25 protein-coding genes are annotated in these 24,768 nt (G+C 39.6%); 15 read left to right on the top strand and 10 right to left on the bottom strand.

What is annotated here, in order from left to right; all coding sequences use genetic code 11:
- Positions 1–44 precede the first annotated feature (44 nt).
- Positions 45–1,466 (top strand): sodium-dependent transporter, encoded by a 1,422-nt coding sequence (locus NLF92_RS10230; RefSeq protein WP_254101505.1) that lies wholly within the window; start codon positions 45–47, stop codon positions 1,464–1,466.
- A 9-nt stretch (positions 1,467–1,475) separates the two neighbouring features.
- Here NLF92_RS10230 and NLF92_RS10225 read toward each other — a convergent pair whose 3' ends face one another.
- Together NLF92_RS10225 and NLF92_RS10220 are read right to left on the bottom strand one after the other, a co-directional pair.
- Positions 1,476–2,339 (bottom strand): Rossmann-fold NAD(P)-binding domain-containing protein, encoded by an 864-nt coding sequence (locus tag NLF92_RS10225; protein WP_254101503.1) that lies wholly within the window; start codon positions 2,337–2,339, stop codon positions 1,476–1,478.
- Positions 2,340–3,185 carry a DUF2884 family protein gene (locus tag NLF92_RS10220; protein WP_254101501.1) on the bottom strand — a complete coding sequence of 282 codons (846 nt, stop codon included), beginning with the start codon at positions 3,183–3,185 and terminating at the stop codon, positions 2,340–2,342. It abuts the gene before it with no gap.
- Positions 3,186–3,471: 286 nt separating this feature from the next.
- On the opposite strand from NLF92_RS10220, the gene NLF92_RS10215 reads away from it, so the two are divergent.
- On the top strand, positions 3,472–3,660 hold the full coding sequence (locus NLF92_RS10215) for a hypothetical protein (RefSeq protein ID WP_254101499.1): 189 nt from the start codon (positions 3,472–3,474) through the stop codon (positions 3,658–3,660).
- Between the two features lie 186 nt (positions 3,661–3,846).
- Here NLF92_RS10215 and NLF92_RS10210 read toward each other — a convergent pair whose 3' ends face one another.
- Positions 3,847–5,109, bottom strand: coding sequence for a mechanosensitive ion channel family protein (locus tag NLF92_RS10210; protein ID WP_254101497.1), 1,263 nt, complete (start codon positions 5,107–5,109; stop codon positions 3,847–3,849).
- Between the two features lie 26 nt (positions 5,110–5,135).
- Positions 5,136–6,029 carry a 1-acylglycerol-3-phosphate O-acyltransferase, YihG family gene (gene yihG / locus NLF92_RS10205; RefSeq protein ID WP_254101495.1) on the bottom strand — a complete coding sequence of 298 codons (894 nt, stop codon included), beginning with the start codon at positions 6,027–6,029 and terminating at the stop codon, positions 5,136–5,138.
- Positions 6,030–6,371: 342 nt separating this feature from the next.
- Between yihG and dusA the strand changes: the two genes are divergently transcribed.
- The 3 genes from dusA to NLF92_RS10190 all read left to right on the top strand — a co-directional run bounded on the left by dusA (position 6,372) and on the right by NLF92_RS10190 (position 8,110).
- The gene (gene dusA, locus NLF92_RS10200) at positions 6,372–7,388 is read left to right on the top strand and encodes a tRNA dihydrouridine(20/20a) synthase DusA (protein WP_254101493.1); all 1,017 of its coding nucleotides are present in this window, start codon (positions 6,372–6,374) and stop codon (positions 7,386–7,388) included.
- Between the two features lie 243 nt (positions 7,389–7,631).
- A complete protein-coding gene (locus NLF92_RS10195; protein ID WP_254101491.1) occupies positions 7,632–7,958 on the top strand; it encodes a hypothetical protein in 327 nt (108 codons plus the stop codon).
- Between the two features lie 2 nt (positions 7,959–7,960).
- Positions 7,961–8,110, top strand: a complete 150-nt coding sequence (locus NLF92_RS10190; protein WP_254101489.1) for a hypothetical protein — start codon at positions 7,961–7,963, stop codon at positions 8,108–8,110.
- Between the two features lie 39 nt (positions 8,111–8,149).
- On the opposite strand, the gene NLF92_RS10185 is transcribed toward NLF92_RS10190, so the two are convergent.
- Positions 8,150–8,575, bottom strand: a complete 426-nt coding sequence (locus NLF92_RS10185; protein WP_254101487.1) for a hypothetical protein — start codon at positions 8,573–8,575, stop codon at positions 8,150–8,152.
- Between the two features lie 374 nt (positions 8,576–8,949).
- Between NLF92_RS10185 and NLF92_RS10180 the strand changes: the two genes are divergently transcribed.
- From NLF92_RS10180 to NLF92_RS10145, 8 genes are all read left to right on the top strand, one after another.
- Positions 8,950–9,669: a PspA/IM30 family protein gene (locus NLF92_RS10180; protein WP_254101485.1), complete on the top strand. Its 720-nt coding sequence runs from the start codon at positions 8,950–8,952 to the stop codon at positions 9,667–9,669.
- A gap of 52 nt (positions 9,670–9,721) precedes the next feature.
- Positions 9,722–9,925, top strand: coding sequence for a PspC domain-containing protein (locus tag NLF92_RS10175; RefSeq protein ID WP_254101483.1), 204 nt, complete (start codon positions 9,722–9,724; stop codon positions 9,923–9,925).
- A 17-nt stretch (positions 9,926–9,942) separates the two neighbouring features.
- Entirely contained in the window at positions 9,943–10,293 is a 351-nt protein-coding gene (locus tag NLF92_RS10170; protein ID WP_254101481.1) for a hypothetical protein, read from the top strand.
- Between the two features lie 114 nt (positions 10,294–10,407).
- Positions 10,408–11,400, top strand: a complete 993-nt coding sequence (locus NLF92_RS10165) for a DUF2333 family protein (protein ID WP_254101479.1) — start codon at positions 10,408–10,410, stop codon at positions 11,398–11,400.
- Between the two features lie 4 nt (positions 11,401–11,404).
- Complete coding sequence (locus NLF92_RS10160) at positions 11,405–12,175, top strand: TIGR04219 family outer membrane beta-barrel protein (RefSeq protein ID WP_254101477.1); 771 nt, start codon at positions 11,405–11,407, stop codon at positions 12,173–12,175.
- 123 nt (positions 12,176–12,298) lie between these two features.
- Positions 12,299–14,101 (top strand): assimilatory sulfite reductase (NADPH) flavoprotein subunit, encoded by a 1,803-nt coding sequence (locus tag NLF92_RS10155; protein WP_254101475.1) that lies wholly within the window; start codon positions 12,299–12,301, stop codon positions 14,099–14,101.
- Entirely contained in the window at positions 14,101–15,804 is a 1,704-nt protein-coding gene (gene cysI, locus NLF92_RS10150; protein WP_254101473.1) for an assimilatory sulfite reductase (NADPH) hemoprotein subunit, read from the top strand. Before NLF92_RS10155 ends, cysI begins: the two co-directional genes overlap by 1 nt.
- Entirely contained in the window at positions 15,797–16,555 is a 759-nt protein-coding gene (locus tag NLF92_RS10145) for a phosphoadenylyl-sulfate reductase (protein WP_254101471.1), read from the top strand. Before cysI ends, NLF92_RS10145 begins: the two co-directional genes overlap by 8 nt.
- Positions 16,556–16,642: 87 nt before the next feature.
- Here NLF92_RS10145 and NLF92_RS10140 read toward each other — a convergent pair whose 3' ends face one another.
- Complete coding sequence (locus NLF92_RS10140; protein WP_254101469.1) at positions 16,643–17,503, bottom strand: TIGR03899 family protein; 861 nt, start codon at positions 17,501–17,503, stop codon at positions 16,643–16,645.
- Positions 17,504–17,584: 81 nt separating this feature from the next.
- On the opposite strand from NLF92_RS10140, the gene NLF92_RS10135 reads away from it, so the two are divergent.
- Positions 17,585–19,381 carry a bifunctional diguanylate cyclase/phosphodiesterase gene (locus NLF92_RS10135; protein WP_254101467.1) on the top strand — a complete coding sequence of 599 codons (1,797 nt, stop codon included), beginning with the start codon at positions 17,585–17,587 and terminating at the stop codon, positions 19,379–19,381.
- Between the two features lie 120 nt (positions 19,382–19,501).
- Here NLF92_RS10135 and sthA read toward each other — a convergent pair whose 3' ends face one another.
- Together sthA and NLF92_RS10125 are read right to left on the bottom strand one after the other, a co-directional pair.
- Complete coding sequence (sthA, locus tag NLF92_RS10130) at positions 19,502–20,908, bottom strand: Si-specific NAD(P)(+) transhydrogenase (RefSeq protein WP_254101465.1); 1,407 nt, start codon at positions 20,906–20,908, stop codon at positions 19,502–19,504.
- Positions 20,909–20,974: 66 nt separating this feature from the next.
- Positions 20,975–22,129, bottom strand: coding sequence for a fatty acid desaturase (locus NLF92_RS10125; RefSeq protein WP_254101463.1), 1,155 nt, complete (start codon positions 22,127–22,129; stop codon positions 20,975–20,977).
- A gap of 82 nt (positions 22,130–22,211) precedes the next feature.
- Between NLF92_RS10125 and fabR the strand changes: the two genes are divergently transcribed.
- Positions 22,212–22,853 (top strand): HTH-type transcriptional repressor FabR, encoded by a 642-nt coding sequence (fabR, locus tag NLF92_RS10120; RefSeq protein WP_254101461.1) that lies wholly within the window; start codon positions 22,212–22,214, stop codon positions 22,851–22,853.
- A 76-nt stretch (positions 22,854–22,929) separates the two neighbouring features.
- Here fabR and trmA read toward each other — a convergent pair whose 3' ends face one another.
- Positions 22,930–24,027: a tRNA (uridine(54)-C5)-methyltransferase TrmA gene (trmA, locus tag NLF92_RS10115; protein WP_254101459.1), complete on the bottom strand. Its 1,098-nt coding sequence runs from the start codon at positions 24,025–24,027 to the stop codon at positions 22,930–22,932.
- A gap of 5 nt (positions 24,028–24,032) precedes the next feature.
- Positions 24,033–24,482: an RNA recognition motif domain-containing protein gene (locus NLF92_RS10110; RefSeq protein WP_254101457.1), complete on the bottom strand. Its 450-nt coding sequence runs from the start codon at positions 24,480–24,482 to the stop codon at positions 24,033–24,035.
- Between the last annotated feature and the right edge of the window lie 286 nt (positions 24,483–24,768).

Here is a 24,768-nt window from a genome sequence, read left to right as displayed (position 1 = left end):
TAATATTCGGAAACGATAATAAGAATATTTTATAAGGGTTCATTATGGGTGCAGCACGCGAACAGTTCGGTTCTAAAATCGGCTTTATTCTAGCGGCAGCAGGCTCAGCAGTTGGGATTGGTAATTTGGTTGGATTCCCAGTCGGTGCAGCTAAAAATGGGGGCGGTGCGTTCCTTTTTATGTATGCTGTTTTTGTATTTTTTATATGTTTGCCTGTGATGTTGGCTGAAATGTCTGTTGGACGTCATACGCAAAAAGATCCCCTTGGTGCATATAATAAATTAGGTCAGCGCAACACAGGTTGGAATATCGCTGGTTGGTTGTCGATTATCACCCCGTTTATGATCGCAGTATTCTATTCTGTCATTACCATATGGATCTTTGGTTACTTGGTAGAGTCTATGTTAGGAAACTTAGACTCTTTAGCAAACCCAGATACTTTTGGTGGTTTTATTAACTCAGACGTCGTTTTTGGGTATATGGCGATTGTCCTAGGGATTGTCTATTTAATACTTCAAGGGGGCGTAAAAGAAGGGATAGAAAGGGCGGCTAAGCTATTAATGCCAGCGTTGTTTATCATGCTTATAGGTATGGTGATATTTGTCTTGTTTCAGGATAATGCCATGGCAGGTGTGACTTTTTACTTAGTCCCAGATTTCTCTAAGATTGATTCAGGCGTCGTCAATGGTGCCCTCTCACAAGCATTTTTCTCATTGTCTTTGGGGATGGGGATTATGATTACTTATGGTAGTTACATTTCTAATAAATCTGATATTCCAGGATCGGCAAAACTGGTTGCATTAACCGATACAGCTGTTGCTTTTACAGCAGGGTTAATGATTTTACCTGCTATATTTTCATTTAATCCCAATATTCAGCCTGATGAGCTAAGTGAGTCATCGGTAGGGCTTATTTTTACATTCTTACCTAAAATATTTTTGGCACTACAGGCGAGTATTGGGTATGTCGGTGCAAGTATTGTAGCAAGTACGTTTTTCCTATTAGTGTTTTTTGCTGCTATTACTTCTTTAGTTTCTATTTTTGAGGTACCTGTAGCATCACTGATGAGTGAAAAAGACTTACCACGAAAAAAAGCACTTAGTCTGTGTGGTTTACTGCTTATTGTTTTATCTACATTATGTGCTTTGTCTTTTGGCAAAGTCGGTTTCTTAACGCAGTTTATGGAATATGGTGGTGCGACAAAATCCTTCTTTGATGTGGTAATTGATGTGTTTTACGAGACTATTTTACCTTTAAACGGTTTGTTAATTTGTTTATTTGTCAGTTATCGCTGGAAAAAACACAATTTTAATAAAGCGCTTGAGGAAGGGGCTAGAGGTTATAAACATAGTTTCTTTGAAAAGTATGTGGATATCTCGGTTGGTACTTTCATCCCTGCGATTTTATTGTTCATTTTCATCAACACGGTACTGACCAAATACTTTGGTTATCCACTTATTGGTTAGCTTGTACCTTTAAAGCATATCGAAGGGACTGACGAACTTATACTTAAAACCCAGCATTTGCTGGGTTTTTCTACTTTGGATAGACTTCCCAGATAATGGTTGCAACAGCACGTCTTGATCAAAATCAGGAAATACTAAGCCCTTACTTTTCGCACTTTGTCGGTAATATGTCAGTCGGGAAGGGTGTTCCGGCGCACAGCCGTGAAAAATCACTCCAGTGTGTTGTTGCGTAAAAATCGCCTTTATTAGCCCGATAGCGTCTTCTTGGTGTATAAGATTTACCACCTGTTGGCCATCGTTAAAATACTCTCTTTTACAAATCGAGGTAATAGGATGGCGTGTCGTCGAAATGAGTCCACCTAATCTCAGCACAGTACTTTGACTAGGATAATGACAAAGTAACCATTGTTCCATTTGAGCATGCACTCTACCAGATGGCGTAGTAGGACAGGTCGGGCTCATCTCATCTAACTCAATCAACGTATCCGAAAACTGGCCAAATACCGATGTCGTCGAAATAAAAAGGATTTTGGTATGGTCATTTTGCGCGAGAATAGTGCTTACTAGAGACTGTAAATTACTCAGGAATGGCTGTTCTTGTAGGTCTCGACGTTTGGGTGGAATGTTCAGTAAAACCCAATCACTTTGACGCATAGCAGTGAACATTGCATGGTCAGCATCGCTAGGAAAATGTTGCGGCGTATCTTTACTAAGCACCAATGGATAAGCGGTAATGCCGCTCTCAGTCAGATATGCACACTGTTCTATACGTGTACTTGTCCCATATAGTTTGTGCCCTTGCTGATGGAGTTCGCGAGCGAGGGGGAGGCCTAACCAACCACACCCACACATGAAATATTGTTGTCTCATCACTTATTTTACCTGCGCTTGTTCTGCCTTAGCTTCTACTGTTATAAAATTATAATCCGCATACTCAGGTATGAGTGTAGCCAGGCTGGTTTCATTTGCTTCTGCTACCCTCACTATTTCACAAAATACAGTACTGGTTTCAGCTAATGCATTACCGTTAGCCGCCATTTTTTCTTCGATGACTTGCCCTAAAGCATCTGGGTTAAAGTCTTCAAATAAAGGTTCGCCATCACCAAACAGTAAGGCTTTACCCATGGCGATTAAGATTGTCCCCATAAAGTCTTGTATGGTTTCTTCTAGTACAGCATCAAATTCTGCTTGCCACTGAGGGTCTGTCCAATCATCTTGGTTACTAGCGTTAGGATCGATAAAAATAGATCCATCAGGGGCATAGATACTGCTTTCAACTTTAGTTTTAATTTGTGCGATGAGTTCATTGAGTTTAACAACCATGTCGTCTTGTGGACCTAGTAGCTGTGTAAATACTTCATTGACAGCAATGTTTGCTAACTCTAGACCTTGAGCGGCCATTTCTACGCCCATTGGAATGGCACTTCGGACATTGTAGTAATAGCTTTCGATAACGGCTTGTTGTTCTTGATTCAACGGCACGGCTTTACCATCAATACTGAGATTCTGTTCAGCATCAATGACATATGTTTTGGAATGAGTTGCCGGACGAATAGTCAAAATGTCGTTTTGCATTCCCAAGGTACCTCTCATCGCCATTTCGCACCCCTCTATGTGCATCGATGTGTTCGCCTGCACTGGAGTGGCAAGCAATACGACAGACCAAAGTAATGCAATACATGCAACGTTTATTGAATTGCGGAAGTTTGCTTGTGACATTATTAATATTCCTTTTGTTATACTCATGTACTTGATAAGTCCAGCAGGTTTTATGCCAAAAAATTACGACTGAATGCCTATAAATACTGGGGTTTATAATACGATATAATACAGCAAATAGGTAAATCCATTAGCATTTTAGCAAAATCCTTATTTGTTCGTGAAATTGGCTAATCGTTGATAAAAATCAAATTATCCGATGTTTCGCTGCGAATTCACGTATAAGGGCTATAGGTTTCCAGTGCTTATTGGTATAATTAAGAAAGTTTATTTTTTGGAGAACATCATGGGTGAATGGATCAGTGCAGTTGCATTTGGCATCGGCGTACTAGCATTAGTTTTAGGCTTAACAAGTATCATTATGGCATTCATAGCTGACAAATCAGGGAATGGCATGCAAGAGAAAGTCGAGTACGGTTTTTTCGGCGTTACGGGCTTCGTCATTTTTGCCCTAATGGGGTATGCACTTGCATAAGCGTTTCTTCTAAACGCATATATGGTTATTGTCGTTGCAACCAACGTGTTGTAGCTAATCATTTATCTAGCCTCCTGATTAAGCACTTTTATAGCTAAAATCAAGAGGCTTTTTATGTAGTAGCTATGCAGAAGTATAACGGCGATATTTTTTATTCTCCCACCATTAATACCCTACCAATTATTGTTATCCCGGTTTCGATTGATCACTAATGCGTTGATATAAACGCAGCCCAAACAGTGGCATGATTGCAAAAAAATGGTCAAAAATGTCGGCTTGGATCCCTTCGTACTCGACCCATACTTTATTGCGACTAAAACAATATACTTCTAGGGGGATCCCTACTTCACTGGGTTCTTTTTGACGAACCATTAGCGTCATATGTTGTGCTATTTGTGGATGTTGCTGAAGATAAGCGGTCATGTACGCCCGAAATGTACCTATATTAGTCAATCTACGGGCATTCAATAAATCATTTTGGTCAATATCTTGGTCATTGTGAAATTGCTGGAGCTCGGTGAGTTTTTCGGCCAGATACGGTTTTATAAAACGTACATTGACTAGGTTATCTAACATATCTTGATCACAAAACCCCACACTATTGACATCAATGTGTATCGAACGTTTGATGCGACGGCCACCTGAACGCAGCATTCCTTGCCAGTTTTTGATGACTTCATTAGTCAAAGTATAGGTAGGTAAAGTGGCGATCGTTTTATCCCAGTTTTGGATTTTTACCACATTTAAGCCGATTTCTTTGATTTCACCGTCTACGTTATAGGCTTGCATTTCAATCCAATCACCCGTGTTGAACATACGGTTTGCGGCGATTTGGATCCCAGCAACAAACCCTAGAATTGTGTCTTTAAATATCAACAATAAAATAGCGGCAATTGCAGTTAAACCAGAGAGTAGAAGTAATGGGCTTTTGTCGATGAGCAAGGAAACAGTGAGTAAGATTGCGATGATCGCAAAGGTTAGCTTACTTACCTGGATAAACCCAGTGATAGGCGCACGTTCGGCTAGTTTTGACTCATTATAAAGCTGTTCAATGGTGTTCAGTAAAGCGTAGACAGCGAAGATCGAGAATAAAACGAGATAAATTTGTGCGCCTTTGAGAAATAGAGGTAACAAAATGGGGTTTTTTTCAAATAATAATGGCGCGGCAAGATAAATAAAAATCGCTGGCGTCAAATGGCCCAAACGCCGAAAAAAGCCGTTTTCTAGTAACACATCATCCCAATTATGGGTGTTTTTGAATAATACCGTTATGAATCTGGATTGTAGGATCTTATGCACTAGATAATACGTGATAGCAGCACAAATAATAAGAGTAACGGTAGCCGCTATTTTATAAAGTAAATGTTCTGGGGTAAATAAATGAGCATAATTGGGGAACAGCTCATGCATAAAATCTAGGAATTTTTGAGTTACAGCGTTGTTATTCATGTTTTGCGTTATCAACTTTGAGAAGGTTAAGAGCTTGTGAGAAACTGTTTAATACGCTCGTCTTTTTGTTGCCACGTCGTATTCAACCATTGTTGGAATGAATGTCGGAATGTTTCATCATTAAAGTAATCGCCAATAAGATGTTCTTCTACCGGTAATACCCTAACATCAATTGCGATTCGCTTCATTCTACCACATAACATATCCATCATAGGATGTTCCACATTACCAGGATACAAAATACTCACGTCCAGAATATTGTGGAATTGTTCTCCCATAGCTGCAAGGGCAAAAGCAATACCGGCAGCTTTGGGGCGTAGCAAATACTGATAAGGACTCTTTTTTGCTTGATGTTTTTCAGGGGTGAATCGAGTCCCTTCAACGAAATTGATAACGGTCGTAGGCGTTTGCGCATAACGCTCACATTTTTTTCGCGTCGTTGCGATATCCGTTCCCTTTTTTTCAGGATGCTTTGCCAGGTATTCCTTGGAGTATCTTTTCATAAATGGCATATCCAACGCCCAAGCACCTAACCCAACAAAAGGTAACCAAATGAGCTCTTTCTTAAGAAAAAATTTCGGTGAAGGAACTCTGCCTTGGGCAAAGGCAATCATTAGGATGACATCCAAATAACTGCGATGATTAGCCGTAATCAAATACCATTTATTTTTGGAAAGCTCACCTGTAATGCGAATGTCGATGTTAATACGGTTGAATGTTTCAATGAAAAAAACGCTAATTGTTCCAAAATTTACCGCAAAGCTATCAGTAATAAAACTGAGTACTCGACGCACAGGAGGAACAGGAATGACGAGTTTGATGAGACCTAAAACAAAAATTAAAGTTGCCCAAAACCCTAAATTAATCATCTGTAATAAAAAGTGAATTGGGAAAATGATAATAGCTTTTATTTTGTGCACAACCAACCTCACTATTAGAACTATCTGAACACAACCAGCAAGAACAAACGGTTGAATTCATAGGTATTTGTAAACATTTGCATCGTATGGAATAAATGGTTTTGCGTCAAATATTTTATCATTAGGTTCAGGGTGTTGATGGCCTCAATAACTGACGTATAAAATCCAGGATGAACTGCGCAAAATCGTTTTCGAATGGTATAATGCACAAACGTGTTTGTCTGCTTATGGTCTTCCTGAAGATGAAATATCAGCACAAAGAGCTAAAAAGTCCTGAATTTTAGAGAATCCAAAATTGTTAATAGTTAACGTAACGTCTTATAAATCAAATGGTGCAGAGTGATGGCTGCGAAAATAGATCACAGAATGTCAGTCGCCCCTATGCTGGATTGGACAGACAAACATTGTCGTTATTTTCTCAGACAAATAAGTCGTCATACTTTGCTGTACACAGAAATGGTGACGACCGGAGCTATTATTTTTGGGAAAGGAGACTTTCTTTCTTATAACGATGCTGAACATCCAGTTGCCCTGCAGTTAGGGGGGAGTGATGCCGCACATATGGCACAATGTGCAGTGAAAGCCCAAGAATATGGTTATGATGAAGTCAATATCAATGTGGGCTGTCCATCTGATCGCGTCCAAAATGGTCGCTTTGGTGCCTGTTTGATGGCTGAGCCTAATACTGTGGCTGAATGTATCAAAGCGATGCAAGCCGAAGTTGATATCCCCGTCACAGTCAAATCCCGTATTGGGATTGACGACATGGATGAATATAAAGATCTATCTACGTTTATAGAGATAGTGGCAGGTGCAGGCTGCAACGATTTTACTGTTCATGCCAGAAAGGCATGGTTAAAAGGTTTGAGTCCCAAGGAAAATCGTGACATTCCTCCCTTATTGTACGATAGAGTGTATCAACTAAAAACTGAGTTTCCTGACCTTCATATCGGGATTAACGGTGGTGTCAAAACACTTGCCCAAGCGAAACACCATTTACAATTTGTTGATAGCGTTATGATTGGGCGAGAAGTTTATAGTAATCCTTATATTCTGAGTAAAGTGGATGCCGAGTTTTATAATGACGATACGGCAGTACCGACACGTGAAGAAGTTGTTCAGCGTATGTATAAATATACTCAACAACATGTCTCAGCCGGTGGTAAAGTATGGCATGTGGTGAGGCATATGATGGGCTTGTTTCAGGGGCAACCAGGTGGGCGTGTTTGGCGTCGTTACTTGAGTGAAAATGCTATCGGGGCAGATAAATCACCTGATGTTTTATTAGCTGCATTGGAGGCAATGATACAAACCCGTGATAAGGCTCAACAATTTCTAGATGATAAACCTCAAATATAACTTAAGTATTTAAATGCATATCTTTAAGGTGGTTAAAAATGCTAATCCAATAGTGTTTTTAACTATTTTTTAGGTAAAAAACTTTTTATCCTATTCATTTCCAATATTTTAACTGAATTTAAATTCAATAAAATCAGTGCTTTACGATTTTCTTATGAGTTGGCACAACCTTCGCAATATTATCTTCGTCTTAACTAATAACGCATCACAAGATGCTAATACATGACTCAAAGGATAACGATTATGTTTACTAAAATGATTATTGCGACCACACTTTTATCTTCAGCTACTTTTGCTTCAGCAGTCCAAGCCGAGCAAAAAGTTCCTTTAAACCAGTTTGTTGATAGTTTAGTTCAGCAAACAGTGAGTATTACTACACAAGACTTAGCATATGCAGTTCAGTCGGATGTTGCACAAACAGCTTACAACTTTAACTTAGACGGCACGCCAACGATATCCACCAATATCGAAATGGTAGATTTAGCAAGTACCGTAGAAATTAATTCAGAAATCAAATCTCAAACTCTAGTGCTGAATGTCGATAATAAAGCATCAACTACTGCGGAATAGTTATGTTTTTATTGATGGATTTAGTGCTCTTGATGAGCGGACCGATTATCGCATTTGTGATGGCAGTGATAGTGTTTTTCGGAGCGTTAGTCTTACCTCCAAAAACGATGTATATCCTGCATCATAAAATGCAGAAACTACGCAAGGGCTGAGTCCGAATTCGTCCTTGCTAGTTGATTGCGAGCACACACCTAGGCGAGCCGCGCTGCTAGCTCTTCCCAGCTTAACTGTTTAGTATATTTTAATTTAACCACCTTTCTATAATAATCGTATAACGCCATATTGTGTTCAGTCTCATCATGAGTGACTTGTTGAGGTACTATTTTTTTAATTTCATCAGCAGAATGTTTTGGCTCTTTTTGGAATGCTTCTAAGGTGACGAAATCTTCCTCTGTGAGATGACAATCAAACACCCCCGGTCGCATTTTCATCTGTTCTAATGTATACGGAGTCACCACCACGACCGCAAAGTCACCCGTTGTGAAGTAATTATTTTGTGTAAATAAAAGCGGCTTGTAAATCGATGTAATACTGTTGGTATATAAGAGGAAATCCAGTTTTGCAAAGGAGTAGGTACCGGCCAACCTCATCACAAACATGTTGTTATGATTTTGCATATGTTATTTCTTGTGTTAGGAATTTAGTCTCGCGGCGAATTTTAAAACAAAAGTTGTGATTTGCAAATTGACAGGATAACTCCTGTAACCACTCCCCTCGAACGACTTACACAATCACACGGTAATAGTGAACGATACTCGCTTAACTGGCATGTGGTTTGAAAATAAAGCCGGCATGTGGTTAAAAAAACTAAAAGTTGGTTTTTTTGATTAAAAAATAGTTTCAGCTTTCCCCTCTGTCTATTTTTTAATATCAACTTTTTTATAAACCTATTTAAAAACAATGACTTATAATTGATTTTTGTTTTGGCATAGGACTTGTAATACAAAATAGTAAGTGAGACTTTTCACAGCACAACCCCGAGGAAAATATCATGGGTGTATTTACAAGAATGAATGACATCGTCCAGGCTAATTTTAATGCGATGTTAGACAAAGCAGAAGATCCACAAAAAGTAATGCGTTTAATTATCCAAGAGATGGAAGAAACATTAGTAGAGCTGCGTTCGACTTCGGCCAAAAACTTAGCTGAGCAAAAGGAGTCTTTACGCAAGCAAGAACGTCTAGCTGCTGATGCTAAAATGTGGACGGATAAAGCAGAACTAGCCCTGCGTCACAACAAAGAAGAGCTTGCTAGAGCAGCTTTAATCCAAAAACAGGAATGTTTAGCCGAACAAGAAATAGTGGTAAAAAACTTATCTGTTATTGATGAGAATCTACAACTATTGGAGTCAGATGCGCATAAGTTATCGACGAAGTTGTTAGAAGCAAAACAAAAACAGAAAATTTTATCCAGCAAAGAAGTGACTATCACAACCCGTTTAAAAGCCAAAAATATGCAAGCGCGTTATGACGTTGATACAGCCATTGAGAAATTTGCAAGTTACGAACGTAAAGTCTCAGATTTGGAAGCGCAAGTGGATGCATATGACATAGTGCCAAGCACATATTCTTTGGCTCAAGAAATCGCAAACTTGGCGCAAGAGTCGTCACTCGACCAAGAATTAATAAAGTTAAAAGCAAAATTACAAAGTGACTCTGTCAGTACTGATGTCGCTCAACCCAGCAGTTCAACAAACTCATCGGCAGCCTAGTGTCTGCCGCGGTTTTTCTTATCAATATTTACAGTTTTAAAGAGGATTTATTATGACTCGTTATAACCAAAGTGCACTATTTAGAGACGGTGCTAACCCTATGATCAGTGGTGTGTGTAGTGGTCTTGCTAAATACTTGAAAATCAACCCATTATGGACCCGTACAGGTGCTGTAGTTGGTTTCTTAATGGCGCCAGTAGCAGTAGCACTTGCCTATGTTTTGGCGGTATTATTGTTGCGCAAACGTCTAGTCTGAGCGAAAGGATTGCCAGCATGAAAAATTTAATAATAGCTATCTTAATGGTCATTTTGTTAGTAAATGGTCTGTTACATGTCGTGTATGAATGGTTTGATTTTACGCTAATGCTTAACAGTTTTAATTTAGACATAGTTTCAGCAAGTATATTATTTAGCGCATTATCAATTATTGCTGTGATCATTGGATTTGTAGTGGCGGTGAGTGTATTGGGTACGGTCGTATTTGTCGGCTTTGCCATATTAAGTTCGGTATTTATTGTCTCTATGACAGCCTTTTGGCCCGCGTTATTAATTATGTTACTAGCGATTTGGTTGCTGAGTAATAAAGTTAATAAAGACCTTGGTGATAATGTGACTACGTTTTAGTCGAAACTGAGTTGCTTACCTCTTAGGCATTTAGCATTAGAACTTGTAATTACAGAGTTTTTCACACAAATTAATGCTAAGATTAACTTATCAAATCTTAGTTGAAGGAACACGATGAGAGATTTTATTACCCCCAAAAATACCGGCATAGCCGCAAGTATTATTCTTTTCTTCTTTATTGTCATTGGTTTTTATTGGAGTTTGGCACCGAGTACTTTTTCGGTGCGTGAAGAAGTTCAACAAGCCGCAGCTACAATGAATGTAAAACCTGTCACCGGATTTGCCAGCGCTACAGCTGTTTTGAAGGTGGGAGACACCCTTTTGAATAAATCAGGCGGATATCTGTCTAATGATAAAATGCCGCCAAGTGTATTTTTGGATAATATGCCGGCCTGGGAGTTCGGCGTTTTGGAAATGCTGCGTGATATGACCTTGTCTATGCGCAAAGATTTCTCACGTTCCCAATCCCAATCAAGGGAAAACCCTTATTTAGTGAAAGCGCAGCCTAATTTAAATATCAACAGTAATGCTTGGGTCTTTCCTTCCGCAGAATCTGAGTATCAAAAAGCGTTTGCTGAAATAGCCAAATATCGAAAGGAACTAGCAGACCCTAATAGCCAAGGCAGCCAATTTTTTGCTCGCGCAGATAATCTTCGCGATTGGTTGAAAGAAGTTGAAAAACGTCTTGGCAGTATGTCACAAAAGCTCAGTGCAAGTGTTGGTTCGGAAGTGATAAATACCGACTTGGCAGGGGATAGTGCTGCCAGTCAATCTACCCCAACTCCCCAGCAATTTGAAAATAAAACCAGTTGGTTTCAGTTAGATAATAATTTTTATGAAGCACGAGGCATGTCCTGGGCGTTATTACACTTTTTAAAAGCGGTAGAAATGGATTTTGCTGATGTCTTGGCAAAGAAAAATGCCTTGGTGAGCTTACGTCAAATTATTCGTGAATTAGAATCGACCCAAGAAATGGTTTTTTCACCCATGATCCTTAACGGCAGTGGTTTTGGTATGTTAGCCAATCATTCATTGGTTATGGCGAATTATATCTCGCGTGCGAATGCAGGCATTATTGAGTTATCAGAATTATTAAATCAAGGTTAATACAATGACATTTTCTTTTCAGCAAATTGCAGTAAGTTCACTTATTGCTTCGACTTTATTAGCAAGTTCAGCCAAATCGGATACCCTTTTAGGTGTATATGCTGGGGCACAAATGTGGGCAATGGAGTCGACAGGTTCTGTTGCAACATCCGCCGATGATTTGCTCAGTTTTGCTTACGATGATGAGCGTCAGAGTAGTTTTTATGTGGCGCTTGAGCATTTTGTTCCTTTTGTGCCTAATGCCAAAATCATTGTGACAACATTAGAAACGGATGGCAATACGACCATAAACCAGGACTTTACCTTTGCTGGTGAAACTTTTACCGTCAACGCGGAGTTGCAAAACATATTAGATCTGACTTCCACTGATCATATATTGTATTACGAAATTTTAGATAATGACCTAGTCAGTATTGATGTTGGTATAAATGCCAAAAAATTAGATGGTGCTATTACCGTAAGAGATACTGTGTCAAATACGGCATCTGTACAACAAATGAATGGTTTCATTCCGATGTTGTATTCACGGGTTGAATTGGGGATCCCCGCAACCGACATTTCTCTTTTTGCTGAAGGGAGTTATTTAGCTATTGATGATAATAATATTATGGACGTTAATGCGGCCTTAGAGTATAGAGTTATTGACAGTTTGGCTATGAACATGGCATTTCAGTTGGGGTATCGCTCTATCCAAGCAGAGCTTGATGATATTGATAATACTTATGCAGACATCGATTTTACAGGTGTTTATGCAGGTGTAGAGGTACATTTTTAATTATTTGCTTAAACACAATATCTAATAGTCCATTAAGTAATAAAAAAGCGCTATTTATTCTTTTATAATATGAATGGGGTGAATTACACTTCTCGCATCATCAGTTAAATAGACGCTTTTTTTATGTCGAATACTCCGATCCAACCTGGTTTTATTGAACCAAACCAGTTAAATGCGATAACCCAGGCGATGGCTGGGCTTAATAGTCAACAATTGACTTGGCTCAGTGGTTACACTGCTGGATTAGCTGCTGCTGGAACTGTTCCATTAGAACAGCCTACACAGGCACAAGCCTCTTCTGCCCAATTAACCATTTTGTACGGCTCACAAACGGGCAATGCCAAGGGTGTAGCAAATGCATTTGGCGAGCAAGCCAAAGCAGAAGGAATCAACGCTAAAGTTGTTTCTATGGCGGATTACAAACCTCGCCAACTTAAATCTGAGACGCATTTAGCGGTTATTGTATCGACGCACGGTGAGGGTGATGCTCCAGATGACGCGGTTGAATTCCATGAATATGTCGCAAGCAAAAAAGCCCCAAAAGTTGCCCAATTGAAGTATTCAGTGTTGGGTCTTGGTGATACCAGTTATGAATTCTTTTGCCAAACAGCTAAAGATTTTGATACCCGTCTTAGTGCTTTAGGTGCCAATGCGGTTGCTGCAAGAGTGGATTGTGATGTGGATTATGACAGTGCAGCAAAAGCTTGGGGTGATGCTGTTATTGCAGCTATAAAAGATGATTTTGCTGCTCAAACAACCTCAGTCCCTGCCACGTTTGCGGCGAATGCTCCGAGTTTAGTCAGTGCTACGACAACTTACGACAAAAAGAACCCGTTTACAGCCACATTATCTGAAAGCTTAAAGATCACGGGTCGGGATTCAGTAAAAGATATTCGTCATATTGAAATCTCCCTTGAAGATTCCGGTATGTCCTACGAAGTAGGAGATGCGCTAGGGGTGTACTTCTTAAATTCTCCAGATGTTGTAGAGCGTATTTTAAGTACCCTTAAATTATCAGGGGATACTGAAGTGACAGTGCAAGATTCCACAATGTCATTGCACCAAGCATTAACTGAAAAACTAGAACTGACATTATCTTATCCAACATTTGTGAGCAAGTTAGCAGAAGTTACCGAAGATGCGAAATTACAAGATTTACTCGCAGATAAGAAAGCACTACGTGAGTATATTGTAGATCGTCAAATCGTAGATATTGTGATAGATAATCCAGTCTCAGTGAGTGCACAACAGCTTGTTGATGCTTTGCGTCCGCTCACAGCTCGTTTGTATTCAATTGCCTCAAGTCAAACAGAAGTAGAAGATGAAGTCCATCTTACTGTAGCCCATGTAGCGTACGATGCACATGGTTTTGCTCATCAAGGTGGCGCCTCAGGTTTCTTATCTACGCGTTTAGAAGAAGGTGCCGAGGTCAAGGTTTATGTCGAACCAAACCCTAACTTCCGTTTACCTGCTGATCCTAATACACCAGTCATTATGGTAGGTCCAGGTACCGGTATTGCTCCGTTCCGTGCATTTATGCAAGAACGTGATGCACAAGGCGCAGAAGGGGATAACTGGTTATTTTTTGGTAACCCAAGCTTTACCCAAGACTTCCTTTACCAAACCGAGTGGCAAGGCTACAAAAAATCAGGCTTATTAACTCACATCAGCCTCGCATTTTCGCGTGACCAAGCTGAGAAGATTTACGTTCAACATCGCCTACTTGAGCAGGGTGCAGAAGTGTATGCTTGGCTAGAACGAGGTGCGCATTTTTATGTGTGTGGTGATGCCATGCATATGGCTAAAGATGTTGAGAATGCACTATTAGAAATTTATCAGACGCACGGTAAACAAAGTGCCGATGAAGCAAAACAAAGTTTATTAGCTTTACGTAAAGCTAAACGTTACCAGAAGGACGTCTACTAATGACTGACAAGAACACATTAATTGTTGAAGGCAAGTTAGCAGACAATGAACGCATGAAAACGCAAAGTAATTTTTTGCGTGGCACCATTACTGAAGACTTAAAAGATGATCTCACTGGTGGCTTTACTCCAGATAACTTTCAGTTAATTCGTTTCCATGGAATGTATCAACAAGACGATAGAGATATTCGTGGTGAACGAACCAAGCAAAAATTAGAACCATTGCACAATGTTATGTTACGTGCACGTTTACCTGGTGGTGTTATTACGGGAGAGCAGTGGTTAGCGATTGATAAATTTGCTGATGATTACACGATGTATGGTTCGATTAGATTGACTACTCGCCAAACATTTCAGTTTCACGGGGTTCTAAAACCAAATATTAAGCTGATGCACCAAACTTTGCACTCAGTAGGCATTGATTCCATTGCAACCGCTGGAGACGTCAATCGAAACGTATTATGCACGTCAAACCCAGAACAATCTGCAGTCCATACTGAAGCGTTTGAATGGGCTAAAAAAATCTCTGAGCACCTACTGCCAAAAACCAAAGCGTATGCTGAAATTTGGTTGGACGGTGAAAAGGTTGAGACCACAGAAGAGCCTATTTTGGGGAGTACTTATTTACCTCGTAAATTTAAAACAACCGTCGTGATTCCGCCACAAAATGATGTGGATGTGCACGCTAACGATTTGAACTTTGTAGCGATCGAAGAAGATGGTGAATTGGTTGGTTTCAATGTGTTAGTGGGTGGTGGTTTAGCTATGACACATGGTGATGAATCTACCTTCCCTCGTCGTGCAGATGATTTCGGCTTTATAAGTTTAGAGCATACTCTAGCAGTAGCAGAAGCAGTAGTCAGTACTCAACGTGATTGGGGTAACCGCGTCAACCGTAAAAATGCAAAGACGAAATACACGCTTGAAAGAGTCGGTGTTGAAACGTTTAAAGCTGAAGTTGAAAAACGTGCTGGTGTCAGTTTTACTGCATCACGACCTTTTACATTTACTAGTCGTGGTGACCGTTTTGGTTGGGTAGAAGGTGTAGATGGTAAGTTCCATCTTACTTGTTTCATCGAAAATGGTCGTATTCTAGATTACCCGGATAAAAAATTGAAAACAGGTTGTCGTGAAATTGCCAAAATTCATCCTGGTGAATTTAGACTCACAGCTAACCAAAATTTAGTGATTGCCGCTGTTCCGGTAGAGCTGAAAGATCAGATTGAGGCATTGGCGCAAGCACACGGTTTGATGCCAAATGTTTCTGCACAACGCAAAGACTCTATGGCTTGTGTGTCACTGCCTACCTGTCCATTAGCTATGGCAGAAGCAGAACGTTATTTGCCACAAGCAGTCGACACACTTGAAGGTATTTTGGCTAAACATGGTATGCCTGACGAGAGTATTATTTACCGAATTACAGGCTGTCCCAACGGTTGTGGGCGTGCGATGCTGGCCGAAATCGGGTTAGTAGGTAAAGGACCCAACAAATATAATTTACATATTGGTGGTAACCGCGAAGGTACACGTATTCCTAAAATGTATAAGGAAAATATCACTGACGTTGAGATTATGGACATACTCGATGATTTAATTGGCCAATGGTCAGTCAATCGAGAAAGTAATGAAGCATTTGGCGATTTTGTTATTCGGGCTGGCATTGTTGCTCCAGTCATTGATTCTGCGAAGGACTTTTATGCTTAATTCTGCGCACAATGATACATCTACCTCGTCCACGCCAGACATAACAGCCTGGGATAAAGCCGCTTTAGCTGAGCTAGCGCCTGAGTTAGAAGCAATGTCACCGGTCGCTAGAGTGGAATGGGCATTTGCTAATTTGCCACAAAATGCCATTGTGTCGTCGAGCTTTGGTGCCCAATCCGCTGTTATGTTGCATTTGATATCCAGTGTTGCGCCTGGTACGCCGGTGGTTTTAACCGATACGGGTTACCTTTTCCCTGAAACGTATCAATTTATTGATGAGATGACTGAAAAATTAAATCTTAATTTACAGGTGTATCGAGCCCCGATTTCTGCTGCATGGCAAGAAGCCAAGTATGGCAAATTATGGGAACAAGGCGTTGAAGGGATTGAGACTTATAATAAGTTGAATAAAGTGGAGCCAATGCACAGAGCATTAGCTGAACTTAATGTAGGTACTTGGTTTGCGGGCTTACGTCGCTCGCAGTCAGGCGGACGCAGTACACTGCCGGTGGCACAGCGTGTTGGTAATCAAATCAAGGTATACCCAATTATTGATCAATCGAATAAACTCTTACATGATTATTTAAAGGCTAATAACTTACCTTATCACCCGTTATGGGAGCAAGGGTATGTCTCTATCGGTGACTGGCATACAACACGTCCACTCACCGCCGGTATGACGGAAGAAGATACGCGCTTTTTTGGTCTAAAAAGAGAATGCGGTTTACATGAGTATGGTGACGGTATTTAAGTAATATCGTCACCATTCATATAAAAGGCTCGACGCATTATAAAAGCGTTATTTGTTGTACTTTTAACATGATTTAGACTTCGTCTTTTAATAAAAATCAAACCCTTTTTTTAGGGCTTCTTTCATTTCGTAAAAGTACGTTTCTTGGGGTTCCTTTTTTAATAACCCTGCAATTTCATTGCCTGCACTGGTCATTTTATAATATCGTAAAGAGGTATTTTTACGTTTTGGTGTCAGGTAAAATTGTCTGTCTAATTGCTGCCATTGTTGTCTTTTATCAGTGGCGATTGGACCCGTTTCAATCTCATCTTTATACATCAAACCAAGTGCATCGAACGCAAGTAAATCAGAATAAGCTAGGCCAAAGCGATACAACGCAATATCTTCTCTGATGAAGCTCCTACCGACTCTTAAAATAGAGGGTTTAGCACTGAAGCCAGAGATGACCATTGGTACTGTATCTGTTGGTGTCGTAGCAGCCAAATTACATATATTATTAAATGCTTTGGTATCGTTAAGTGTCAAAGATTTGATGATTTTTAGTGTGGGTAAGCTAATACTCCCTGGTTTGGTAATCTCTTTAATTAAGAGATTCGCCCAAACATCTTGCATAGAACTAGAGTGGATTTCCTGTGCGATTTCAACAAAATTAAACCACCAATCGACATCCATATTGCCCTTTGGCACACTTGTTTGTGGTTTGCTTAACGCTTTTGTCAAAATACTTTTAAGATTATTAGCTTTGCGAGTGTAAAGAGCATCATTTACTGCATTAGCAAATAGATTAACGTTGGATGATTCGATTCCACTTTGTTCTACACCAAGCAATGCGCACCATTTTAATAGGCGCTGCTGGGCGGGATAGACAGAGGTAGGTATGGAAGAAACCTGTTGTGATGGATTATTGGGTACAGCAACAGTTCTCCCAATATCCTTATCAGGTTTCATTAAATTTATTTTCCTAAGTGTTAGCTAACTAAGGTGTTGTGAACTATATTTTAGATATGTTCACTTTGCAGATATATTGTTTTGTCAAAAGTAAAGCAAGTTTTCCCAACCGCTAAAAGTGTCGCTGACAAATGCCAAAATCTTACAAAATCTGGTGCATTAAAAGTTATCGGCGCGACCAGTAATTTCTTTAGTAAAAATTCTTTATCAGATTTCTGTGAAGGGTTAATTTTACAGTTCTGTGCCAGTTATCAACTCGCTCCAGAGGATATCCTATGTTTAAAAGTCGGGAGTATTATTCAGCAACGTGATACCAATGTTCGTATTTGCGCTGCAGCAGGAGAGAACACTAAGTATATCAATCAACCACTAAAACTGTTGAATGATCAGCGTATTACTAAGACCGTCGATGAAGCGTTTAGAGTAAAGCGGACTATTCATCATACTACTAGCACACTATTTTTTGTGGGTGACAATAACTTTGAAATGGTGATGTTTATAAATAGCAAAATTGAACATGATTCAGCTATGTTTGTAGACTTGCAACATTTATTAAATGGTATTAAAGCAGGTTATAAGCATGTCGCTTTATTTTTAGACTTGCATACCACTGCATTTAAAGATGTATTAACCAAATTACCTAATCGCAACGATTTCATCAATTTTCTAAACACGCCTGATTACTCAAAAAGTATGGACGGGTTACATGTTTTGATTATTGATATAAACCATTTTTCAGATGTAAATGATGCTCTGGGTCAGGATACTGGTGATATGCTGTTACGTGCAGTCGCCAAACGCTTAAAATCCAGTTTGGAAAAAAGCATTACTATTAGTCGCATAGGGCCCGATGTGTTTGGTTTAGTTGGTCCAGCAGCTTTGTTAAAGCCTGAAGATATTTCTTTAATCTTCGAATCACCATTTCGTGCGGGGCAATATTCATTACCAGTATCTGTAAATATGGGAATTTGTCATTTAGATAGCGAATATGATAACGGTGCTGATATCTTTAGGCGTTGTAATTTAGCATTAAACCGAGCTAAGAAAAATTCTACGCTGAATCATTTTTGGTATAGTTTTGAAATAGAAGAAAAAACCTTATGGAGAATAGAGTTAATTCGCCGTTTGACGTCCGCTTTTGAGCGTCGAGAGTTGGAGTTGTGGTTTCAGCCACAATTGTGTTTAAACTCTATGAAGGTTTGTGGTGTCGAAGCATTGTTACGTTGGCCTGATGCTAATGGTAAGTTTATTCCACCAAATCAGTTTATTCCCGCAGCTGAGTATTCTGGCTTAATCGTGGATTTAGGTTTATGGGTGTTCCGTGAAGCTTTGCGAAGTGCTCGTATGTTACATGCTCAAGGATATAAAGATCTCACGATTGCTGTGAATGTGTCTATCATTCAGCTAAGAAGTAATAATTTTGCTCAAAACATCAAATTATTATTGTCCGAGTTCACTGTGGATCCATCTCTTATCGAACTGGAGATCACTGAAAGTGTCGTGATGGATGAACCCGATGTGGTGATCCAAAGTTTACATCAACTCAAAGAACTAGGGTTTAAAATTGCTATTGATGATTTTGGTACAGGATTTTCTTCTTTAAGTTATTTACAAAAAATGCCGATTGACCGTTTGAAGGTCGATCGACAATTTGTCCAAGAATTTACCCCTGATACTCAAGCACATATTGCAGAAACCATTATTGCTTTAGCGCATAAGTTAAACTTATCGACGATTGCTGAAGGGGTAGAACGACCAGATCAGGCAGAATTTTTAAAAGAGATTGGGTGTGAACAGGTCCAAGGCTATTTATATGCCAGACCCATGCCTTTGAGTAATTTGTTTGTCCATTTACAAAATCAAAACAATTCACTTTAGGTGATTCAAATTACTCTCATCAGAGCATACTTATACGGTTGTCATCCTGATTTAGTCATATCAATTTGCGGCAGTATCTGAGTTCAGAAAATACTGCCGTCAAATCTGTTCTATTAATATTTAGAACAAGCGGTTCAAACCGTTTAATGCCGCGACTCGATAGGCTTCGGCCATGGTAGGGTAGTTGAACGTCGTGTTAACAAAGTACTCTATGGTATTGCCTTTGCCTTTTTGCTGCATAATGGCTTGTCCAATGTGGACGATTTCAGAAGCACGCTCGCCAAAACAATGGATCCCTAGAATTTTTTTCGTTTCACGATGGAATAAGATTTTCAGACTACCGACCATTGAATTTGCGATTTGTGCTCTTGCTAGGTGTTTAAACTGTGCTCGACCTACCTCATAAGGTACCTTGGCTTCTGTTAATTCTTGTTCTGTTTTACCGACTGAAGAAATTTCGGGAATGGTGTAAATTCCTGTCGGTATATCAGCCACCAGACCGTTATGCACTTTCCCTGCTGATAAGATAGCTTCTGCGGCAAATCGCCCCTGATTATAAGCAGCAGATGCCAAGCTTGGGTAGCCGATAACATCACCTACTGCATAGATATGGCCGACCTCAGTTTGATAATTTTCATTGACCGAAAGCTGTCCTCGCGAATCAGGTGTCAGGCCAATTTCAGGAAGGTTCAGCATTTCTGTATTACCTGAACGTCCATTAGCAAAAAGTAAGCAATCAGCACGCATTTTTTTGCCTGATTCAGTAGTGATCACCACATGGTCTTCACTACCTTCGATTTTGTCATAAGTTTCATTATGGCGCACGACTACACCATTGTTCCACAGGTGATAGCTCAATGAATCAGATATCTCATCATCTAAGAATGATAATAAGCGGTCTCGCATATTGAATAAATCAACTTTGACCCCCATACCGCGGAAGATAGAGGCGTACTCTGTACCAATAACGCCGGCTCCGTAAATAATCATGCTTTTGGGATCATGTTGCATGGATAAAATCGTATCGGAGTTATAAATGCGTGGATGACTAAAATCAATATCCGGTGGAGTGTAAGGGCGTGAACCTGTAGCAATGACAAAAGTATCGGCAGTGATGTTTTCAAAAGTGCCATCATCGCGTGTAATTTTAAGTGTATTAGTATCGATAAAGCTTGCTTGTCCATGCATCAGCGATACTCGATTACGCGAATAAAACCCGCCACGTAATTTCGTTTGTTTGCGGATGACTCCACTAGCGTGTGACATGATGTCTTTGAAGGTGAGACGTTGACTTGCATCGGTTTGGTTGAACAATGGCGACTGATTGTATTCAATCAAACGACTCACGGAATGACGTAATGCTTTTGATGGAATCGTGCCCCAATGAGTACAACCACCACCAACATGCTCATAACGTTCAATAACAGCAACGGTTTTTCCTGCTTTGGATAACTGCATCGCAGCACCTTCACCACCTGGTCCGGTGCCTATCACTACAACGTCAAAATGCGCCAATGTCTGTTCCATAATTCTTTCCAATGTAAAAAAGCCGATACTCAGATATCGGCTTTAGGGTGTTATACTTAAGAGTGTTTATGCCGGTAGCAATTGTAACTTATATATTGCATTCCAGCGCTCTTTTTGTAGCAAAAAAGCATTTTGTAATTCGGTGCATCTTTGTTGTAATAGTGCTTTCTCTTGAGTGACCTTTTCTACCGAACGTTCAACAGATTTTTGTAACTGTCTTTGTTGGACTCTAACTAAGCGTTTTTTGGTTGCATAATACTCATTACACTTTTCTAGTAATACAGCATACTCTTCTTCCAACTTAGCCTTTAAAATTTCAGCGTTAGGATATTTTGCTATTTTGTTTTGTGCTTTTAATAATTGCATTGAAAATTTAGCTTGCTGGATTCTGTCTTCAGGGCACTTGCGTAGGTTTTTTGCCATGCCAAGTACAGAAAGAGATTTGATCAACCATTTAGTCGGATCATAGTGCCACCAGCGGATACCATTGCGATAGTCATATTCAAATATATGATGGAAATTATGATAACCCTCACCAAAAGTAAACAATGCTAAGATACCATTGTCTTTGGCTGTGTTGACGTCGGTATAGGTTTGCTTGCCCCATATATGACAAAGTGAGTTAATGAAGAAGGTAACATGATGAACCATGACGATCCTGGCAACACCAGCTAACAGAACCATGCCTAATATCGAACCATTTAAATAACCCAGTAGCGCCGTAATTCCGAAGTTGGCTAATAACACAATCGGGACATAATAATTGTGCTGCCACATGACTATTTTATCCTTTTGTAAGTCACGGCAATTTGAATAGTCGGTATAGCGTTCAGATTGATATTCACGTAACATCCATCCCATATGCGAAAACCAAAAACCACGCTTAGCTGAATATGGGTCTTTGTCGTTTACATCGACATGTTTATGGTGCACACGGTGGTCGCTGGCCCAGTGTAGAATACTATTTTGTAAAGTCATAGCACCGCCAACAGCAAGTACAAATCTAACAAAACTATTTGCTTCATAGGCTTTATGTGACCACAGACGGTGATAACCAGCAGTGATTGACATACCTGTGAAGAAGAAAAGGAAGATTGTGGTAGCGATTTCAAATCCATTGAAGCCGATAGTCATTGCCCAGTAAGGAACACCAATCAAGGTGATTAGCGTCAACACGGTAAATAGAATGACATTGAATTTGATCAAAGGGGGTTTTTGCATAAATAAATCTTTAAAATTTCAGCGTACAGTTGTACGCTAAATGTAATTCACTCAGCTAAAATTAGCAAGGATATTCCATCTAATGTCTAATAAAAAATCTCGTTTAGAACAAAAAATGGAAACGAGACAAAACATTATAAATGCCGCGTTTCGATGTTTAGATGCCGAAAAAAGCCTTTCATCTGTTTCTCTTAGAGAGGTCGCAAGGGAAGCTAACATAGCACCTACCTCTTTTTATCGTCATTTCAAGGATATTGATGAATTAGGCTTAACTTTGGTGGATGAGGCTGGACTCGCTTTACGGCAACTAATGCGCAGTGCACGTAAAAGAATCACCCATGATGTCAGTGCTATAGAAACTTCAGTCGATACATTTATGGAGTTTATTGCTGAACACAAAAATGTATTTCGTGTTTTGTTGCGGGAACACACAGGTACGTCAGCGGGTTTCCGTTCAGCTGTTTTACGGGAGATCCATCACTTTACTAAAGAGTTGTCAGATTACATTGTCTTGCGAGAAAAGACAGCTAAAGGGCTTGCTGATTTACAAGCGGAAGCAATGGTCAAAATAGTCTTTAGTGCAGGAGCAGAAGCACTAGATGCGGATCCCGAACAAGCCTTGATTATCGCCAAAAAGGTCAAACAACAATTAATGCTAGTACAGCTTGGAGCCAAACACTTTACACCCAAAGAACAAAAAGCAAGGGATAAGAGCAGTCTTTAACTGCCAGCACAGCAAGCATTTTCGCAGAGTATATGCATCTCGAGTTGTGTCCTTCGTGTGATGCATATACGCAAATTTATTGTTTCTTTCGTAGAATGACGCCAGCTTCCATATGATGGGTAAATGGAAATTGATCAAACAATGCACTTTGAATAACATCATGCGTTGTGGTTAGCGAAACTAAGTTATTCGCCAGCGTTTCAGGATTGCAGGATATATATATAATGTTTTCATACTGGGCAATCATTTGTATTGTTGCAGCATCTAATCCTGCTCGAGGAGGATCGACTAAAACTGTCGTAAAGTTAAAATCGTCTAAATTTACTTGTACTTCTTGTAACCGACGAAACTCTCTTACCTTGTTTTTTGCTTGCACAAACTCTTCAGCAGATAACCTCACAATAGCACAATTGTCGATGTTGTTTTCGGCGATATTAAACTGTGCTGCGTTTACTGACGTTTTAGATATTTCTGTTGCGACAACATTATCGAAGACTGTTGCTAATGGGATAGAGAAGTTTCCAGCACCACAATAGAGTTCAAGTAAGTCACCCTGACACTCCCGACCAAAGGCCATTGTCCATGCGAGCATCGCTTCGTTAACTTTGGCATTGGGTTGGGTGAAGCTGTTTTCTACGTGTTTGAAGATAAACTCACGACCATCTACTTTGAGCTTTTCAATAACAAAGTCTTGTGTACAAATTACCTTCTGTTTTTTTGCTCTACCGATAAAGTGGACAGGATAGGATGCACTTAGCTCTAGACGTAACTGATTAATAGCTTGGTACCATTCATCATCTAATGGTTTGTGATAGACCAATGATATGACGAGTTGCTCATTCAAGCAGGATAGATAATCTATTTGAAATAATTTATTTCTCAGTATAGCTGAGGTTTTAACAGCACTGATGACATCAGTCATAGCCTGGTTAATTAAAACAGAAGCTGCAGGAAATTGATCAACACGGTATTTTTGTTTGGACTGCTGATCAAACATTATATGGTATAAGTCGTCCCCATCATGCCATACACGAAATTCAGCACGCATTCGGTAATGCTCTGGTTCTGATTCGGCAACATAAGTTTTTTGTAAAATGGGGTCTGAAATAAACGGGGCAAGTAACTCAGCGAAACGATGTTTTTTTTCGCTGAGTTGAATCTGATAATCTGACATTAATGTTAGTCTTCTACTTTCTCTTTAGCTAAACGAACTTTCAACGTACGTTCTTCAAATGTAGTGTCGTTTAGTTTCTTAATCATTTTATTAGCGGCATCACTAGCGACTTCAACAAAACCAAAACCTTTTGGTTTACCAGTTCTTCTGTCCTTCAACAATCTGACTGAGTCAACATAACCGTATTGTTCAAAGTGGAGTTTAATTGATGCTTCTTTGGAACGGTAAGGAAGATTGCCTATATATAAAGTAGTAAGTTCTGCTGGACTACTAGGATTTGTGTTTGCGTTAGTAGATTTTGTAGGTAAATCTAACTGACAAACAATAAACGTTAAAACAACACCAACTACAAATGCTAATGCAGGAGTAAGAAAAGTGAGTTTTGATACGATAAAGAATCCTGCAAGTAATAGGAACGCTAGGATAATAAGTGTGTTGGTATTAACCGATTTCATAATAAACCTTTTTGTTATCATTATTGTTATAATAGTAGGAAAGCTTAAAAAAGCTGAATAAGTTTACTCTTATTGTACATTTAAGCAACTATACCCGGAATTTCACGTAGTTTTGCGACATAAACGTGGGTAGTAAAAGACTTAGAGTGTCTCAGTAGATTAAAGATTGAGCATTCGGACTCAAAAAGTGATCTTTTTTGCAGATATCATAATTTAGAGGTTGACGCATGCCAAGAAGGATGTAGAATGCGCACCTCGCTTGAGACGACCCACTCAACACCAACGG

It is taken from the genome of Opacimonas viscosa (genome assembly GCF_024199005.1).
GTDB lineage: Bacteria > Pseudomonadota > Gammaproteobacteria > Enterobacterales > Alteromonadaceae > Opacimonas > Opacimonas viscosa.
The sequence above is the reverse complement of the archived record's forward strand: the minus strand, read 5'-3'. Positions and strand labels throughout refer to the sequence as shown.

Bases quoted from the DNA above. Each gene is read 5' to 3' on its own strand.
- trmA (WP_254101459.1), bottom strand. From the start codon at position 24,027: ATGTCAGATTATCAGATTCAACTCAGCGAAAAAAAACATCGTTTCGCT.
- fabR (WP_254101461.1), top strand. From the start codon at position 22,212: ATGTCTAATAAAAAATCTCGTTTAGAACAAAAAATGGAAACGAGACAA.
- cysI (WP_254101473.1), top strand. From the start codon at position 14,101: ATGACTGACAAGAACACATTAATTGTTGAAGGCAAGTTAGCAGACAAT.
- NLF92_RS10195 (WP_254101491.1), top strand. From the start codon at position 7,632: ATGTTTACTAAAATGATTATTGCGACCACACTTTTATCTTCAGCTACT.
- NLF92_RS10145 (WP_254101471.1), top strand. From the start codon at position 15,797: ATGCTTAATTCTGCGCACAATGATACATCTACCTCGTCCACGCCAGAC.
- NLF92_RS10125 (WP_254101463.1), bottom strand. From the start codon at position 22,129: ATGCAAAAACCCCCTTTGATCAAATTCAATGTCATTCTATTTACCGTG.
- NLF92_RS10230 (WP_254101505.1), top strand. From the start codon at position 45: ATGGGTGCAGCACGCGAACAGTTCGGTTCTAAAATCGGCTTTATTCTA.
- dusA (WP_254101493.1), top strand. From the start codon at position 6,372: ATGGCTGCGAAAATAGATCACAGAATGTCAGTCGCCCCTATGCTGGAT.
- NLF92_RS10165 (WP_254101479.1), top strand. From the start codon at position 10,408: ATGAGAGATTTTATTACCCCCAAAAATACCGGCATAGCCGCAAGTATT.
- NLF92_RS10220 (WP_254101501.1), bottom strand. From the start codon at position 3,185: ATGTCACAAGCAAACTTCCGCAATTCAATAAACGTTGCATGTATTGCA.
- NLF92_RS10110 (WP_254101457.1), bottom strand. From the start codon at position 24,482: ATGAAATCGGTTAATACCAACACACTTATTATCCTAGCGTTCCTATTA.
- sthA (WP_254101465.1), bottom strand. From the start codon at position 20,908: ATGGAACAGACATTGGCGCATTTTGACGTTGTAGTGATAGGCACCGGA.
- NLF92_RS10175 (WP_254101483.1), top strand. From the start codon at position 9,722: ATGACTCGTTATAACCAAAGTGCACTATTTAGAGACGGTGCTAACCCT.
- NLF92_RS10215 (WP_254101499.1), top strand. From the start codon at position 3,472: ATGGGTGAATGGATCAGTGCAGTTGCATTTGGCATCGGCGTACTAGCA.
- NLF92_RS10170 (WP_254101481.1), top strand. From the start codon at position 9,943: ATGAAAAATTTAATAATAGCTATCTTAATGGTCATTTTGTTAGTAAAT.
- NLF92_RS10155 (WP_254101475.1), top strand. From the start codon at position 12,299: ATGTCGAATACTCCGATCCAACCTGGTTTTATTGAACCAAACCAGTTA.
- NLF92_RS10210 (WP_254101497.1), bottom strand. From the start codon at position 5,109: ATGAATAACAACGCTGTAACTCAAAAATTCCTAGATTTTATGCATGAG.
- NLF92_RS10140 (WP_254101469.1), bottom strand. From the start codon at position 17,503: ATGAAACCTGATAAGGATATTGGGAGAACTGTTGCTGTACCCAATAAT.
- NLF92_RS10190 (WP_254101489.1), top strand. From the start codon at position 7,961: ATGTTTTTATTGATGGATTTAGTGCTCTTGATGAGCGGACCGATTATC.
- NLF92_RS10160 (WP_254101477.1), top strand. From the start codon at position 11,405: ATGACATTTTCTTTTCAGCAAATTGCAGTAAGTTCACTTATTGCTTCG.
- NLF92_RS10185 (WP_254101487.1), bottom strand. From the start codon at position 8,575: ATGCAAAATCATAACAACATGTTTGTGATGAGGTTGGCCGGTACCTAC.
- NLF92_RS10180 (WP_254101485.1), top strand. From the start codon at position 8,950: ATGGGTGTATTTACAAGAATGAATGACATCGTCCAGGCTAATTTTAAT.